The sequence below is a fragment of the Curtobacterium luteum genome, from assembly GCF_001475545.1.
In the GTDB taxonomy this organism is placed as follows: Bacteria; Actinomycetota; Actinomycetes; order Actinomycetales; family Microbacteriaceae; genus Curtobacterium; species Curtobacterium luteum_A.
Genome location: NZ_LDQC01000102.1, coordinates 1 through 15659 on the forward strand (window position 1 = coordinate 1; position 15659 = coordinate 15659).

At 71.7% G+C, this 15659-nt stretch carries 10 protein-coding genes; 8 read left to right on the forward strand and 2 right to left on the reverse strand.

Going from position 1 to position 15659, the window contains the following annotated elements:
• Window positions 1–72 precede the first annotated feature (72 nt).
• Window positions 73–924 (reverse strand): hypothetical protein, encoded by an 852-nt coding sequence (locus tag NS184_RS15350; RefSeq protein ID WP_058726973.1) that lies wholly within the window; start codon window positions 922–924, stop codon window positions 73–75.
• A gap of 302 nt (window positions 925–1226) precedes the next feature.
• Window positions 1227–2648, reverse strand: coding sequence for an APC family permease (locus NS184_RS15355; protein ID WP_058726974.1), 1422 nt, complete (start codon window positions 2646–2648; stop codon window positions 1227–1229).
• A gap of 125 nt (window positions 2649–2773) precedes the next feature.
• Here NS184_RS15355 and NS184_RS15360 point away from each other — a divergent pair, with 125 nt between their 5' ends.
• The 8 genes from NS184_RS15360 (at window position 2774) to NS184_RS15395 (ending at window position 15613) form a co-directional block, all read left to right on the forward strand.
• The gene (locus tag NS184_RS15360) at window positions 2774–4642 is read left to right on the forward strand and encodes an ABC transporter ATP-binding protein (protein WP_430733549.1); all 1869 of its coding nucleotides are present in this window, start codon (window positions 2774–2776) and stop codon (window positions 4640–4642) included.
• A gap of 380 nt (window positions 4643–5022) precedes the next feature.
• Entirely contained in the window at window positions 5023–7245 is a 2223-nt protein-coding gene (locus NS184_RS15365; RefSeq protein ID WP_058726975.1) for an adenylate/guanylate cyclase domain-containing protein, read from the forward strand.
• A complete protein-coding gene (locus NS184_RS15370) occupies window positions 7242–8696 on the forward strand; it encodes a mechanosensitive ion channel domain-containing protein (protein WP_058726976.1) in 1455 nt (484 codons plus the stop codon). Before NS184_RS15365 ends, NS184_RS15370 begins: the two co-directional genes overlap by 4 nt.
• A 9-nt stretch (window positions 8697–8705) precedes the next feature.
• Complete coding sequence (locus NS184_RS15375) at window positions 8706–10070, forward strand: cystathionine beta-synthase (RefSeq protein ID WP_058726977.1); 1365 nt, start codon at window positions 8706–8708, stop codon at window positions 10068–10070.
• Between the two features lie 56 nt (window positions 10071–10126).
• Window positions 10127–11272, forward strand: a complete 1146-nt coding sequence (locus NS184_RS15380; RefSeq protein ID WP_058726978.1) for a cystathionine gamma-synthase — start codon at window positions 10127–10129, stop codon at window positions 11270–11272.
• Window positions 11273–11418: 146 nt separating this feature from the next.
• Window positions 11419–12810, forward strand: a complete 1392-nt coding sequence (locus NS184_RS15385; RefSeq protein ID WP_058726979.1) for an MFS transporter — start codon at window positions 11419–11421, stop codon at window positions 12808–12810.
• Between the two features lie 10 nt (window positions 12811–12820).
• Window positions 12821–13393 (forward strand): substrate-binding domain-containing protein, encoded by a 573-nt coding sequence (locus tag NS184_RS15390; protein WP_193750498.1) that lies wholly within the window; start codon window positions 12821–12823, stop codon window positions 13391–13393.
• A 213-nt stretch (window positions 13394–13606) separates the two neighbouring features.
• Complete coding sequence (locus NS184_RS15395) at window positions 13607–15613, forward strand: S53 family peptidase (RefSeq protein WP_242863086.1); 2007 nt, start codon at window positions 13607–13609, stop codon at window positions 15611–15613.
• Window positions 15614–15659 lie beyond the last annotated feature (46 nt).

Below are 15659 nucleotides of genomic sequence, written 5' to 3' on the forward strand. Positions count from 1 at the left end.
CGAGTCTCGGCCTGGCGGACACTTTCGCGGCTGGAGAACCACGAAAGTGTCCGCGGAGCCGAGTCTCGTTCGTCACAGCAGGACGCCGTGCGAGCGGAAGAGTGCGCGGAAGCGGTCGAGGTGGACGAGGTGCCACCAGGTCGGCCGGACGACCGCGGTCACTCCGCGCTGCCGCCGGAGCCGGTCCTCGCGCAGCTTCTCCCTCCAGAGAGCGTCCTCGGCCGACAGCCCGGCGCGCAGCGATGGATCGATGTACTTCTGCTTCCCGTCGAACTCGACGATGACACCGAGCTCGGGGAGCCAGAAGTCAACGCGGTCCCGTCCGCCCTCGTGGTGGAAGACCCGCTGTGGTTCGATGCGGTCGATGCCGCACTCACGGAGCCGGACGTCCGTCAGCGATTCACCGGGTGACTCGTGTCGCGCGTCCAACGAGTCGGCGACGAGCTGAGCACGACGGGAGCCCCGGGTCGGTCCGAGCGGCAGTGCTCGCCGGAAGTCCTCGACCACCAGGGCGCCGGAACGAACCGCGTGGTCGATGGCGGTGGCCGCGACGTGCGGCTCGCTCGTCAGCGCCACGGCGACTGCGGTCGTGAGCACATCGGTGACCGGCACTCCGTCGAACCGAGCCGGCGCGGTCCCGAGCGGGACGGGGAGATGCCCGTGGGAGACGACTCCTGCCCGGTGCTGCACGCCCGGGACAGACGGGTCGACGACGTGGACGCGCTCCGACAGTGGTCCGACGAATGGCCATCCGTGGATGAGTGCGGCCGTCTGGTGCGAGAACGTCGCTGACACGCCGAGTACCGGCGCCATCGCCCACGCGCGGACCAGGTGGCGGTCCGCCGCCGAGAGCGACTGCCAGTGCTCCGCGTCGATGTACGTCCGGGCGTGGAGTCGGACGAGCTTGCCGGCGGCGTGCAGCATCCGCAACCGTCGTGCAGCAGATGGATCCGGGACGGCAGCGCGGACGATCGGTGGTCGTGTTCGGTGGTACCGCATCCCGCCACCGTGGCGTGCAACGACTCGTGCGCAGCAGGAGCGAGTGCATGCGTGGACAGTTGCTTGTCGTCGCCGCCCTGTGGACGAGTGCCGAGACTCGGCTGGGCGGACACTTTCGTGAGTTCCGCACCGTGAAAGTGTCCGCGGAGCCGAGACTCGGGACGGCGGGCGCTGGAGGCGGCACGCCCCGCCACGCGCCGCACTGCCAACCCGCCGCGCCGCGCGCGTCAGCGCAGCGTGCTGTGGCGGCGGCCCCAGAGCAGGTAGAGCGCGGCGCCGACGACCATCCACACGCCGAACGCGATCCACGTCCCGGCGCCGAGGAACACCGCGAGCAGCACGCAGCAGAGCGTCCCGAGTACGGGGACGACCGGGAAGAGCGGGACCCGGTAGGAGCGCTCGAGCCCGGGCTGCGTGCGGCGGAGCACGATCACGGAGACGTTCACGAGGGCGAAGGCCACGAGCGTGCCGATGCTCGTCGCGTCGGCGAGTTCACCGAGCGGCACGAGGGCGGCGACCACGGTCACGACGATGCCGACGATGAGCGTGTTCGCGACCGGGGTGCCCGTGCGGTGCGACACCCGGCCGAACACCTTCGGCACGAGACCGTCGCGCGCCATCGTCAGGAGGATCCGCGTCTGTCCGTAGAGCACCGTCAGGACGACGCTCGCGATGGCGATCACCGCGCCGACCGAGAACACCAGTGCCACCCAGGGCTGCCCGGTCACGTCGACGACGATCCGGACGAGCGACGCCTCGGAGTCGGAGAACGACGTCCACGAGCGCGCGCCGATCGCCGCGATCGCGACGAGGATGTACAGGGCCGTGATCAGGGCGATGGAACCGATGATCGCGCGCGGGAGGTCGCGGCGTGGGTCCTTCGCCTCCTCTCCAGCGGTGGACGCAGCGTCGAAGCCGATGTACGAGAAGAACAGGCGTGAGGCCGCCGCGGTGACGCCCGCAGCGCCCATCGGAGCAAGGGGCTCGAAGTTCCCGGCGCGGAACGCGGTGAACGCCACCACCACGAAGAACACCAGCAGCGCGATCTTCACGATCACCATGAGGGTGTTCACCCAGGCGCTCTCGCGCGCACCGGGCAACAGGATCACGGTGGCGAGGAGCACGAGCACGGCCGCCGGCAGGTTGACGAGGCCACCCTCGCCCGGCGGGGAGGAGATCGCTGCGGGCAGGTGCAGCCCGAACACGCGGAGGGTCTCGTCGACGTACTCGCTCGCGCCGACCGCGACCGCAGCCACCGACACCGCGTACTCGAGGACGAGGCACCAGCCGCAGACCCAGGCGATGCCCTCGCCCATGGTCGCGTACGTGTAGGAGTAGCTCGACCCGGACGTCGGCACGGCGCCGGCCATCTCGGCGTACGACAGGGCCGAGAGCAGCGCGGCGACGCCCGCGAGGACGAACGAGATCCAGACGGCGGGCCCGGCGAGCGGGACCGCGGTGCCGAGCACGACGAGGATGCCGGTACCGAGGGTGGCGCCGACGCTGATCATCGTGAGGTGCCAGACCCCGAGGGATCGGCGGAGCGGCTCACCGTTGACGCCGCGGGCGGCCTCGGCCCGGAGGTCCTCGATCGGTTTGCGGCGTGCGAGCTGCTGCCGGAGGGAGACGGGGGACTGCGCGGACGACATGGGACCTCGGGGTGGCAGGACGGGGACGCCCGATGGTGGCATGCCCCCCGTGCGGGGTCAAACCGGCGGCGACGATGTCGTTCCCCGGCGGTACCGTTGCACTGGTCGACGCAGGAGGAACGCGCATGAGCATGGGACACGGCGGACGCGGCCCACGCCCCGGAGGACGCATCTCGAGCGGCGACCATGTCGCGCAGAAGGCCGCGAACGCCGAGGCACCGCGGATCCCGCACCTGCTGCAGCGCATCTCCGGCCTGTTCGTGCCCCACCGTGCGTCGATCGTGCTGACGGTCGTGCTGGTCCTGGTGGGCGCGGCACTGTCCGTGATCCCGCCGCTCCTGACCCAGCGCGCCTTCGACGAGGGGCTGTTCCCGAAGGGCGGTGGTGGTCCCGACCTCCCGGTCCTCTCCGCCCTGGTGGCGGGCATGGTCGGCCTGTGGATCGCGAGCGCCGGCATCGGCGTCTGGCAGACCTACCTGACCGCGACGGTCGGCAACAAGGTCATGGGCGCGATGCGGATGCGGCTCTTCGGTCACCTCCAGCGCATGGAGCTCGCGTTCTTCACCCGAACCAAGACCGGGATCATCCAGTCGCGGCTGCAGAACGACGTCGGCGGCGTCGCGAGCGTCCTGAACAACACCATCTCCTCGGTGCTCGGCAACACCGTCACGGTCATCGCGGCCGTGGTGGCGATGCTGCTGCTGAGCTGGCAGATGACCCTCGTCGCGGTCGTGCTGCTCCCGCTGCTCGTGATCGCCCAGCGTCGCGTCGGGCAGGTGCGTGCGCGCATCGCCGCACAGACGCAGGAGTCGCTGTCGGACATGACCGCGATCACGCAGGAAGCCCTGAGCGTCTCGGGCATCCTCCTCGCCAAGAGCTTCAACCAACAGCGCAGCGAGACCCAGCGCTACGGCGACGAGAACCGGAACCAGATCCGGCTCCAGGTCCGGCAGCAGATGTCCGGCCAGTGGTTCTTCGCGATCGTGCAGATCTTCCTGTCGATCATCCCCGCGATCATCTACGTCGTCGCGGCCTGGCTGATCATCGGTGGCGTCCCGATCACGGCGGGCACGATCGTGGCGTTCACGACGGTGCAGTCGCGCCTGCTCTTCCCGACGGTCGGCCTGCTGCGCGTGGTGCTCGACCTCCAGACCTCGGGCGCGCTCTTCGCCCGGATCTTCGAGTACCTCGACCTGCAGCCGGCGATCACCGACTCGCCGACGGCGAGGCCGGTCGACGAGTCCCGGCTCGGGCACGTCGCGTTCGACCACGTCACCTTCGCCTACCCGGACGGCGAGTCCGACAACCCGACGCTCCGCGACGTCTCCTTCGAACTCCAGCCGGGGCAGTTCGCCGCGTTCGTCGGGCCGTCGGGGGCAGGCAAGACGACGGTGTCGTACCTGGTGCCGCGGCTCTACGAGGCGACGAGCGGCAGCGTGCGGTTCGCCGGCGCCGACGTCCGAGACATCGAGCACGAGGACCTGATGCGGCACGTCGGGATCGTCAGCCAGGAGACCTACCTCTTCCACGCGTCGATCGGTGACAACCTCCGCTACGCCAGACCCGACGCCACCGACGCCGAGCTCGAGCAGGCGGCCCGCGCGGCCAACATCCACGAGACGATCGCGTCGTTCCCCGACGGCTACGACACGATCGTGGGGGAGCGGGGTTACCGGCTGTCCGGCGGTGAGAAGCAGCGCATCGCGATCGCGCGGGTGCTGCTCAAGGACCCACCAGTCCTGGTCCTCGACGAGGCCACGAGCGCGCTCGACTCGATCTCGGAGCGGGTGGTGCAGACCGCGCTGGACGCCGCCGCCGCGGGCCGGACGACCATCTCGATCGCGCACCGGCTGTCCACCGTCCGGGACGCCGACGTCATCTTCGTGCTCGACCACGGGCGCATCGTCGAGCAGGGCACGCACGACGAACTCCTCGACCTCGGCGGCACGTACGCCTCCCTCCACCGCCAGCAGAACCTGCCGGTCGGCGCCTGATCGCCGCTGGTCCGCGAGGGCGCTCGATCGCGTGGGCGGGCTGGAGGCACGGTGCGGGCAGGGAGCTCCACTCGCGTCCGCGACGGACCGGCGCGACCGACGTGGCGGGTCGGCACCGCGCCTCCCGCCCGCTGACGGACAGCCGGACCCTCGGGACGGGCCGGCACCGCGCCTCCCATCCGTCCTCCGGCCGCGCGCACCCGCGTCGGCGCCGGCGACAGCGCGACACCCGTCGTCCCGCTGCCCGCCCGTCTGCGGTCGCGCCGTCCGCGGGATCCGGATAGCGACCCGGGCCGGACACGACGGTTCCTCGCGTGGTAGCTCTGGTCCCACAACCCGAGCAGTGCCTCCTCATCCGCGCCGCCCGAACGGAGTCCTCCGTGACCGATGCCTCGTCCCCGACCGACCCGATCCCGCCGTCGGACGGCGCCCGCGAACACGGCCAGCGCGACCACATCGGCGCGACCTCGCCGCGCCGAGGGCGGTTCCCGGGGTTCCTCACGCGCGGTTCCCTCGACGTCCAGTCGAAGCTCCTCGTGATGCTCCTGGCCGTCAGCGTCCTGGCGGCGCTCGTCGTCGGTGCCGTCGGCTACCTGAACGGTCGCGACTCCCTCCAGGCCGCAGCCCTCAACCAGGTGACCTCGCTGCGAGAGGCCCGGATCACCGAGCTCAAGCGGTCGTTCACGCAGTTCACCGACACCGTGGTGGCGCAGACCCGGAACGCGAGCGTCATCGGCGCGACGAAGGCCTTCGAGTCCGGTTGGGACGAGCTGCGGAACCGGCCGGTGTCGAACGCCGACCGGCAGAAGGTCGACGACTGGTACGCGGACACCCTCGTGCCGCAGCTGGACAGGGCGTCCGGCGGGACGGCCGACCCGCAGCAGTTCGCGCCGACGTCCGACCCGCAGGCCTACCTCCAGGCCCGGTACACCGCACCGTTCACCGACTACGACGAGGCGATCGCGCAGGACGACGCCGGTGACGGCAGCGCATGGTCGAAGGCCCACGCCGAGTACCAGCCCTACTTCAAGCAGGCGGTCGAGACGGTCGGGTACGAGGACCTGCTCCTCATGAACACGGACGGGGACGTCGTGTACTCGGCCTACTCGGGTGCGGACCTCGGCACGAACCTGGACGACGGTCCGTACCGTGAGTCGAACCTCGCGACGGGGTACCGCGACGCGCTCCGGCTGACGACCTCGGACGGTTTCGTGGTGACGGACTTCCAGCGGTACGTCCCGAGCCTGAACGTCCCGACGCTGTGGGTGATGTCGCCCGTCGGCGAGGACGGCAAGGTCATCGGCGTGCTGGCGGTGCAGGTGCCGCTGGCCCTCATCAGCGCCGTCATGACCGGGGACCAGGGCTGGAAGGCCGACGGCCTCGGCGACACCGGGGAGTCCTACCTCGTCGGTGACGACCGCCTGATGCGGTCGTACCCGCGCCAGCTGCTGCAGCACCCGGCACAGTACGAGCGGGACGTCGTCGCGGCCGGGACGGCTCCCGCGGTCGCGAAGCGCCAGGTGCAGGTGAAGGGCTCCGTGCTGCTCCAGGAGGTGGACACGACGCCGGTCAGCCGGGCGTTGCAGGGGAAGACCGGCACGGTGATCGACAGCGACTACCGCGGCAAGGAGGTCCTCGCCGCGTACGCACCGCTCGAGGTCGACGGCCTGCGGTGGGTGGTCGTCGCGCAGATGGACACGTCCGAGGCCTTCGCGCCGGTGAACACGTTCGCGCGGAACCTCGCGCTCGCCCTCGTCGGGATCATCGTGCTCGTCTCGCTGCTGTCGCTCGTGCTCGCGCAGGTCTTCGTCCGTCCGATCCGACGGCTGCAGCGGGCGGTGAACCGGGTGAGCGCGGGCGAGCTCGGCGTCGAGGTGCGGACGAAGGCCGGCGACGAGATCGGCGACCTCGGGCTCGCGTTCAACGACATGAGCCGGAGCCTGCAGGTGAAGCAGGATCTCCTCGACGAGCAGCGCCGGCAGAACGACTCGTTGCTGCTGACGATGATGCCGGAGGACGTGGCGAAGCGGTACAAGCAGGGCGACGACACCATCGCGGCCGACCACCAGGACGTCGCGGTCGTGTACGCCGACCTGATCGGCTTCGACGACTTCGCGAAGGGACTCTCCGCCGAGGAGAGCCTGGCGCTCGTCAACGACCTCTGGCGCTCGCTCGACGAGGCCGCCGGTCGGTACGGCATCGAACGGGTCCGGACGACCCGCGCCGGGTACCTCGCGTCGTGCGGCCTGAGCGTGCCGCGGGTCGACAACGTGCGCCGCGTGGTCGAGTGGGCGGAGGAGTCGCAGCGTGTGCTCGAGCGCTTCAACGGGCAGCACGGCTCCCGCGTCGGACTCCGTGCGGGCATCGACGCCGGGCAGGTGACGAGCGGACTCGTCGGTCGCGCGAGCCTCGTGTACGACATGTGGGGCGATGCCGTGAACCTCGCGTACCGGGTGCAGGGCATCGCCCCGTCCCCGGGGGTGTACGCGACGCAGCGGGTCGTCGACAAGCTCGGCGACCGCGACGGGATCGTGGACGCGGGCGAAGTGCAGACGCAGTCCGGGCCGCAGCGCATCTGGAAGCTCGAGCAGGTGCAGTCGTGACGCCGTTCTGGCAGCAGCCGTGGTTCTGGCCCGCGATCGTCGTGATCGTCGGGCTCCCGGTCGTGCTGCTCGTCCTCACCGAGCTGCAGTCGAGCCTGCAGCGTCGCGGCAACTCGCTGCACAAGGTGGTCGGTCTGCTCCGCAACGCGGTCATCCCGGTCATCGCGATCCTGATCCTCAGCGTGCAGGTCACGGCGGCGGTGGACCCCTCCCGGCCGGTCGTGACCCAGGTGATCGCGACGGTGCTCGGCTTCCTCGTGATCGTGTTCGTCCTGAACGGCATGAACGTCCTGCTGTTCACGAACGCCCGGAAGGGCAGTTGGCGCGAGAAGATCCCGTCGATCTTCGTCGACATCGCCCGGGTCATCCTCGTGGCGATCGGCCTCGCGGTCGTGTTCCGCATCGTGTGGGGCACCGACATCGGCGGCATCTTCACCGCCCTCGGCGTCGGCTCGTTCGTCATCGCACTGGCCCTGCAGACTGCCGTCGGACCGATCGTCGCCGGTCTGTTCCTGTTGTTCGAGCAGCCGTTCCGACTCGGGGACTGGCTCGACATCGGCGGGACGCGCGGCCGGGTCGTCGAGGTGAACTGGCGGTCTGTGCACATCGACACGGGCAACGGCATCCTCATCACGCCCATCGGCTCACTCGCAGGATCGTCCTTCACCAACCTCAGCCGGACGGGAGGCACGTACCCGGTCTCGACATCGGTCACCTTCACGACGGACGACGCCCCGGCGGCCGTGGTCGCACTGCTGCAGCGGGTCGCGTCCGGCCTGCCACAGCTCGCGCCGAGTACGAGTCCGTCGGCCGAGCCGACGGGCGGCTCGGGCTACACGGTCTCGTTCGAGGTCGGCGGCCCGTCGCAGGAGGGCCCGGCGCTGGCGCAGTTCCGGATGTGGCTCTGGTACGCCGCACGCCGGGCCGGACTCGGGCTGGACGGCGACACCACCGACGACTTCGTCACCGACGAGCGACGGGACGCCGCCCTCGCCTCGATCGCACCGACGCTGTACCTGGCGTCCGACGACGTCGCGGCGCTCCGCCAGGTCGTGCGGCTCGAGCGGTACGCGGCGGGCGAGGTGATCTCCCGGCCGGGCGTCGTCCCCACGGCGATCCGGTTCGTGCTCAGCGGCAGCGTCGAGCTCCGCGTGCCGTTCGGTGACGAGCAGCTCCCGGCGACCCGGGTGGAGGCGGGCGACTACGTCGGGCAGACGTCGCTCACCCGCGAGGTCGTCCAGACCTTCCAGGTGGCGCTGACCGAGGTCGCGGTGCTCGTCGTGCCCGTGGGGGCGATCGACACGATCGTCCGGTCGAACCCGCAGCTGGCCCGCGACATCGGCGCCGTGATCGACCGTCGGCACCAGGACGTCGCGGACACGATCGCCGCTCGCGCCGGTCAGCTGCAGTCGGGCGTCACGTCCGGGAGTGCGTCCGGGACGGCCATCTAGACTCGGCGCGTGCGTTACGCGAACTCCGTCGTCGACCTCGTCGGCGACACCCCGCTCGTCAAGCTCAACCGGGTGACCGAGGGGATCCGGGCGACCGTCCTCGTGAAGGTCGAGTACCTCAACCCCGGCGGGTCGTCGAAGGACCGCATCGCCACGCGGATCATCGACGCGGCCGAGGCGTCCGGCGACCTCCGCCCCGGCGGCACGATCGTCGAGCCGACCTCCGGCAACACCGGCGTCGGACTCGCCCTCGTGGCGCAGCAGCGCGGCTACCGGTGCGTCTTCGTGCTGCCGGACAAGGTCGGCGAGGACAAACGGAACGTCCTGACCGCGTACGGCGCCGAGATCGTGGTCACGCCGACCGCGGTCCCGCCGGAGCACCCCGAGTCGTACTACTCGGTCTCCGACCGGCTCGTGCGGGAGATCCCCGGCGCCTACAAGCCGAACCAGTACGCGAACCCGAACGGTCCGCGCAGCCACTACGAGACCACCGGGCCGGAGATCTGGCGCGACACCGAGGGGCGGATCACGCACTTCGTCGCCGGCGTCGGCACGGGCGGCACCATCTCCGGCACCGGGCGGTACCTGAAGGAGGCCTCCGAGGGCCGCGTCCGCATCGTCGGCGCCGACCCCGAGGGCTCGGTCTACTCCGGCGGCACCGGCCGACCGTACCTCGTCGAGGGTGTCGGCGAGGACTTCTGGCCCGCCGCCTACGACGCCGGGGTGCCGGACGAGATCATCGCCGTCACGGATGCCGAGTCCTTCGCGATGACCCGCCGGCTCGCCCGCGAGGAAGGCCTGCTCGTCGGGGGCTCGAGCGGCATGGCCGTGGTCGCCGCGCTCCGGGCGGCCCGCGACCTCACCGAGGACGACGTCGTCGTGGTGCTCCTGCCCGACGGCGGCCGCGGCTACCTCGGCAAGATCTTCAACGACCGCTGGATGCGCTCGTACGGCTTCGCCGAGACCGACGACGCGCGCACGGTCGGGGCGATCGTGGCGGGGAAGGACGGACGTCTGCCGGACCTCGTGCACGCACACCCGTCCGACACGGTCCGCGACGTCGTCGACATCATGTCGAAGTACGGCGTCTCGCAGATGCCCGTCCTCAGCGCGGAGCCGCCCGTCGTCATCGGCGAGGTCGTCGGCGCCGTCGCCGAGAAGGACCTGCTCGAGCAGGTGTTCACGGGCGCCGCGTCGATGACGGACGCGCTCACGCCGTTCGTCGGCGACCCGCTCCCGCTGATCGGCATCGGCGAGTCCGTGGCCGCCGCCCGCCGCGCGCTCGAGACCGTCGACGCGCTGCTGGTGGTCGAGGACGGCAAGCCCGTCACGGTCCTCACCCGCCACGACCTGCTCACGTCCCTGTCCGAGTGAGCGACCGCCACTCCGCCCGAACGTCCGACCACCCGAACGACCGAGGAAGCACCAGCATGACCGAGTTCAGCACCCGCGCCGTCCACGCCGGCCAGGAGCCCGACGCCGGCACCGGCGCCGTCATCCCGCCGATCCACGTCACGTCCACCTACGCGCAGGACGGCATCGGGAACATGCGCGCCGGCTACGAGTACTCCCGCGGCGGCAACCCGACGCGCGACGGTCTGCAGACCCTGCTCGCGGACCTCGACGGCGGCGTCGCCGCGTACTCGTTCGCCTCCGGCCTCGCGGCGGAGGACGCCCTGCTCCGCGCGTACCTCGAGCCCGGCGCCCGTGTCGTCATGGGCAACGACGTGTACGGCGGCACGCACCGCCTCGTGAACCGGGTGCACGTGCCGTGGGGCGTCGAGCTCGTCGTGGTCGACATGAGCGACACCGACGCTGTCCGGGCCTCGCTCGAGGGTGCACCGGCGAAGACCGTGCTGTGGGTCGAGACGCCGACGAACCCGCTGATGAAGATCGCCGACATCACGGCGCTCGCCGAGCTCGGGCACAGCGCCGGCGCGCTCGTCGTCGTGGACAACACGTTCGCGTCGCCGTACCTCCAGCAGCCGATCGCGCTCGGCGCCGACGCCGTCGTGTACTCGACGACGAAGTACCTCGGCGGCCACTCCGACGTCGTCGGCGGGGCGGTCGTGCTCGCCGACGAGGAGCTGGCGGAGCGTGTGGCGTTCCTGCAGTTCGGCGCCGGGGCGATCTCGTCGCCGTTCGACGCCTTCCTCACCACCCGCGGCATCAAGACGCTCGCGGTCCGCATGGAGCGGCACTCCGCCAACGCCCAGGCCGTCGCCGAGTCGCTCGTCGGTGCGCCCGGTGTGGAGCGCGTCTTCTACCCGGGGCTCTCCGACCACCCCGGGCACGAGGTCGCAGCCCGCCAGATGCGCGGCTTCGGCGGCATGCTCTCGCTCTCGCTGTTCGGCGGAGCCGCAGCGGCGAAGCGGTTCGCCGAGTCCACCGAGGTGTTCACGCTCGCGGAGTCGCTCGGCGGCGTCGAATCGCTCATCGGCTACCCGAGCGAGATGACGCACGCCTCGGTGCGCGGGACCGAACTCGAGGTGCCCGACGACATCGTGCGCCTCTCCGTCGGGATCGAGGACGCCGGCGACCTGATCGCGGACCTGCAGCAGGCCCTCACCCGCTGACGCACCGACGCCCTGATCCGCCGACGCGCGGACGCGCTCACGAGACGGCCTGGAGGCCCGTGGCGGCGCCGCCACGGGCCTCCAGGCCGCACCGGTGCCACCCGAGCCGGCCCCCGGCCGTCGGCGGCCGCTCCTAGGATGGTGCGGTGAGCACCGCCGCCCCGACGAGGACCAGCATCTTCAGCGGGCGGTACGCGCTCGCCACCGTCGGGATGGTCGCGATCGTCGCGGTCGCCGCGTTCCAGAACCTGGCGATGACGACCGTCATGCCGGAGATCAGCCGCGACCTCGACGGCGAGACCCTGTACGCCCTGGCCTTCGCCGCGCCGCTCGCCGCCGGCGTGCCGGGCATGGTCCTCGCGGGCAACTGGACCGACCGCTCCGGCGGACGCGTCGTCGCGTGGGTGTCCGCCGCCTTCTTCGCCATCGGAACCGCCGTGGTGATGACCGCGCCGACGATGGAGGTCTTCCTCGTCGGTCGGCTCGTCGAGGGCTTCGGCGCCGGGGCGATCGACGTCGTCCTCTACGTGCTCGTGGCGCGGATCTTCCCGGACGAGCTGCACGGCCCGGTGTTCGCCGGGTTCGCCGCGGCCTGGGTCCTCCCGGCCCTCGTCGGTCCCGCGCTCGCGGGCATCGTCACCGACGTCTGGAACTGGCACTGGGTCTTCGCGGGGGCGCTCGTCATCGCGGTCGTCGGCTTCAGCGTGCTCGTCCCGACCCTCCGCCGCCTGCACCCGCCGGCTGTCGATGTCCGGGCGCCGTGGCAGCGCGCCCGCATCGGGTGGTCGGTCGCCGCGGCGGTCGCCATCCTGCTCCTCAACGTCGCGCCGGACCTCGGCGCGTGGGCCCGCGTCGCAGCCGTGGTCATCGGCGTCGTCGGCACCTGGGCGGCGCTCCGACCGCTCGTGCCGACGGGCACGTTCCGCGCAGCGCCGGGCCTGCCGTCGGTCGTGCTGCTCCGCGGCCTCGTCGCGGCGTCGTTCTTCGGGAGCGAGGCGTACGTCCCGTTCCTCCTGCAGGCGAAGCACGGGCTGTCCGCGTCCACGGCCGGGCTCGCGCTGACCGTCGCCGCACTGAGCTGGGCCGGTGCGAGCTGGCTGCACGGACGGCTCGGGGAGACCCGGCTGACCGCGGCCCGGACGTTCGCCGTGGGGCTCGGCCTCGTGCTCGTGAGCCTGCTCGCCGCGTTCGCCGTCGCGACGTTCGACCTGCCGTGGTGGGTGCTCGTCGTCGGCTGGTTCGTCGGGGGAGCGGGCATGGGGGCGATCTACCCGCGGACGTCGATGCTGACGCTGCGGTTCTCCGGGGAGGGCGACGACGGCTTCGCATCGAGCGCGCTCACGATCGCGGACGCCGCCGGCAGCGTGGTCGGGCTCGCACTGACCGGGCTGCTCTTCGTCGGCACCGGCGGCGCGGACACCGACGTCGCGTTCCCGCTCGTGTTCGGCGGCATGGTCGTCGTGTCCGTCCTCGCCTGGGCCGCCGTCCGCCGACTCGGGCCGGTCCCGCCGCCGTCACCACCCGCGGCCGACGGGTAGCGTGGCCGACGTGTCCGCCCGCATCGCCGCCGCAGCCGTCGCCCTCGCGACGGTCCTCACGCTGACCGGGTGCCAGGGTGCGACGTCCGCGGCGCCGACACCGGTGCAGAGCAGCGACCTGACGAGCTCCGACGGAGGCTTCGACCAGAACGCGGTCGTCGGCGTCGTCCTGCTGCACAGTGCGTCGACCCCGGGGAAGACCTCCGGCGGGGTGCCGCTCGCGACCCGCTTCCGCGACGACCTGACCGCCGCCGGGTTCACGCCGGACGTGCGGGTCGCCGGCACGGACGACGCCGCGGCGGACCAGCGGACGGCGTTGCGGGCACTCGTGCGGCGCGGTGCGAAGGCGGTCCTCGTCCAGGCCGCCGATCCCGCTTCGCTCTCCGGCGCGGTGCAGGTCGCCCACGACGCCGGCGTGGTGGTCGTCGCGCTCGGAGACCCCCTGCCGACCTCGGGCACCGGCGGGGACGGGGTCTCGGCGGACTACCGCGTCCAGGGCAGTGACTCGGACGCCGCCACGGTCGCGAGGGCCACCGCGGTCGTGGAGTCCCTGCAGCGCGGGGAGAAGCCCGACGTCGGCTGAGGCCTCCCGCGCAAGTGGGACGGACGGTCTCCCGGCGACTCCCCAGCACGGCGGCCGATCTCCGCGGAAGCACGACGTCGGCCGCTGAACAGAGCAACAGGTCGCGTCCCTCGAACGGGGGACGTGGTTCGTCGGTGGAACCACCGACTGTCCGATCGTTCCGGAAGCTCACTACATTCGCCTCACCCCAGCTCCACGGTGAGAGGACCCGAAGTGCAACGACGCCCACCGACCCCCGGTCGGACCGAACCCCGCAGGACCCGGACCGCGTTCGTCGCGATCGCCACCGCAGCGTGCACGATCGGTGCCGTCGCACTCGCCGCCGGACCGGCCGACGCCGCCACCCGACACGCGCTCCCGGACTCCGTCCCCACGTGGGCGACGAGCACGAACGATGCCGGCACCGTGGCGGCGAGCACCGACGTCGAGGGCGAGGTCTACCTGCCCCTGCGGAACCAGCAGGGCGCCGAGGCCCTCGCGACCGCGGTGTCCACCCCCGGCAGCGCCCGCTACCGCAAGCCGCTCAGCCCGTCGGCGTGGATCGCGGCGTACGCCCCGACGAAGGCCTCGGCGGACGAGGTCACCGGGTACCTCCGTGCGCAGGGCCTCACGATCACCGCGGTCCCGAAGAGCCACGAGTTCGTGGTCTTCCGCGGACCGGCCTCGGTCGTCGGCTCGGTGCTCGGGACGAGCCTGCACAGCTACCGGCACGCGGGGAAGACGCTCGTCGCCCCGGCTTCCGCACCGTCGCTGCCGTCCTCGATCGCGGGTCTCGTCAGCGGGGTCAGCGTCGACCAGGGCCGGCTCCTCACCCACCCGGAGCTCGTGCAGCAGGGCGAGACCCCGGCGACCTCGACCCCCGCGCACGTGCTGCGCCAGCAGGCCACGGGTCCGACCGGCATCCAGGCGACGTGCTCGCAGTACGACGGGCAGCACACCGCGACCGTCCCGGCGGCGTACGGGCAGACGAAGGTCCGCACGTTCGCCTGCGGCTACGTCCCGAAGCAGATCCGCTCGGCCTACGGCGTGGACGCACTCGCGTCGACGGGCGTGCAGGGCCAGGGGCAGACCGTGGCGATCATCGACGCCTACGCCTCGCCGACGATCGTGCACGACACGAACACGTACTCGGCTCAGAACGGTGAGCCGGGCCTGACCGATGCGACCTTCCAGCAGAAGATCCCGTCGCCCTCGCAGTTCACCGACCAGGTGCTCTGCCAGCAGCCGAGTGGGTGGCAGGGTGAGGAGACGCTCGACGTCCAGTCGGTGCACGCCGTCGCCCCGGCCGCGAAGATCCTCTACGTCGGCGGCACGAACTGCGGCGGTGGCCTCGACGTCGCCATGTCGAAGGTCCTCGACCAGGGCCTCGCGGACCTCGTCAGCAACAGCTACGGCGACGTCGGCGAGAACGTGCCGCTGTCGAGCATCCGCGGACAGGAGAACCTGCACGTCCAGGCCGCCGGTGAAGGCATCGGCCTGTACTTCTCGAGCGGGGACAACGGCGACGAGTCCGCCGCCCTCGGCAGCGCGCAGCCGGACTTCCCGGCCTCCAGCCCGTGGGTGACCGCCGTCGGCGGGACCAGCCTCGGCATCGGCGCGAACGGCCGCAAGACGTTCGAGACCGGCTGGGGCGACGTCCTCGACCAGATCGTGTCGAGCGACCGCGGGAACGTGTACGCCGCGCCGCTCCCCGGGAACCTCGTCGGCGGTGGTGCCGGCGGCGGTACCAGCACGCTCTTCGACCAGCCCGCCTACCAGAGGGGTGTCGTGCCGTCTTCGCTCGCGAACGGCAAGCGGGTGTCCCCGGACCTCGCGGCGCTCGCCGACCCGTACACCGGCTTCGCGATCGGCATCCGTCCGATCACGGACGACAGCACCCTCGCCACGGGGGACTTCGTGGACGAGACGTACGGGGGCACCTCGCTCGCGTCACCGCTCACGGCGGCGCTCATGGCGATCGTGCAGCAGTCGACGCACGCTCGGCTCGGGTTCGCCAACCCGACGCTCTACGCCACGTACCGCGCGACCCCGAAGGCGTTCACCGACGTGGAGCCGCCGAAGTCGCCGATCGCGCTGGCCTACACGAGCGCCACGAGCGGCAAGGACTACCTCGTCACGCTCGACCACGACACGTCGCTCACCACCGCGAAGGGGTACGACGACGTGACCGGCCTCGGTGCGGTGTCGTTCAGCGGACTGACGCAGGTGGCCCGCCGGTAGCGCGCGTCGCGTCCTCGACGGACGCCGAGACGGACCGGAGGCCCGG

What these genes read in the sequence shown, in the direction of transcription:
- NS184_RS15350 (WP_058726973.1), bottom strand. Translation starts at nt 924, where the DNA reads ATGCTGCACGCCGCCGGCAAGCTCGTCCGACTCCACGCCCGGACGTAC.
- NS184_RS15355 (WP_058726974.1), bottom strand. Translation starts at nt 2,648, where the DNA reads ATGTCGTCCGCGCAGTCCCCCGTCTCCCTCCGGCAGCAGCTCGCACGC.
- NS184_RS15360 (WP_430733549.1), top strand. Translation starts at nt 2,774, where the DNA reads ATGAGCATGGGACACGGCGGACGCGGCCCACGCCCCGGAGGACGCATC.
- NS184_RS15380 (WP_058726978.1), top strand. Translation starts at nt 10,127, where the DNA reads ATGACCGAGTTCAGCACCCGCGCCGTCCACGCCGGCCAGGAGCCCGAC.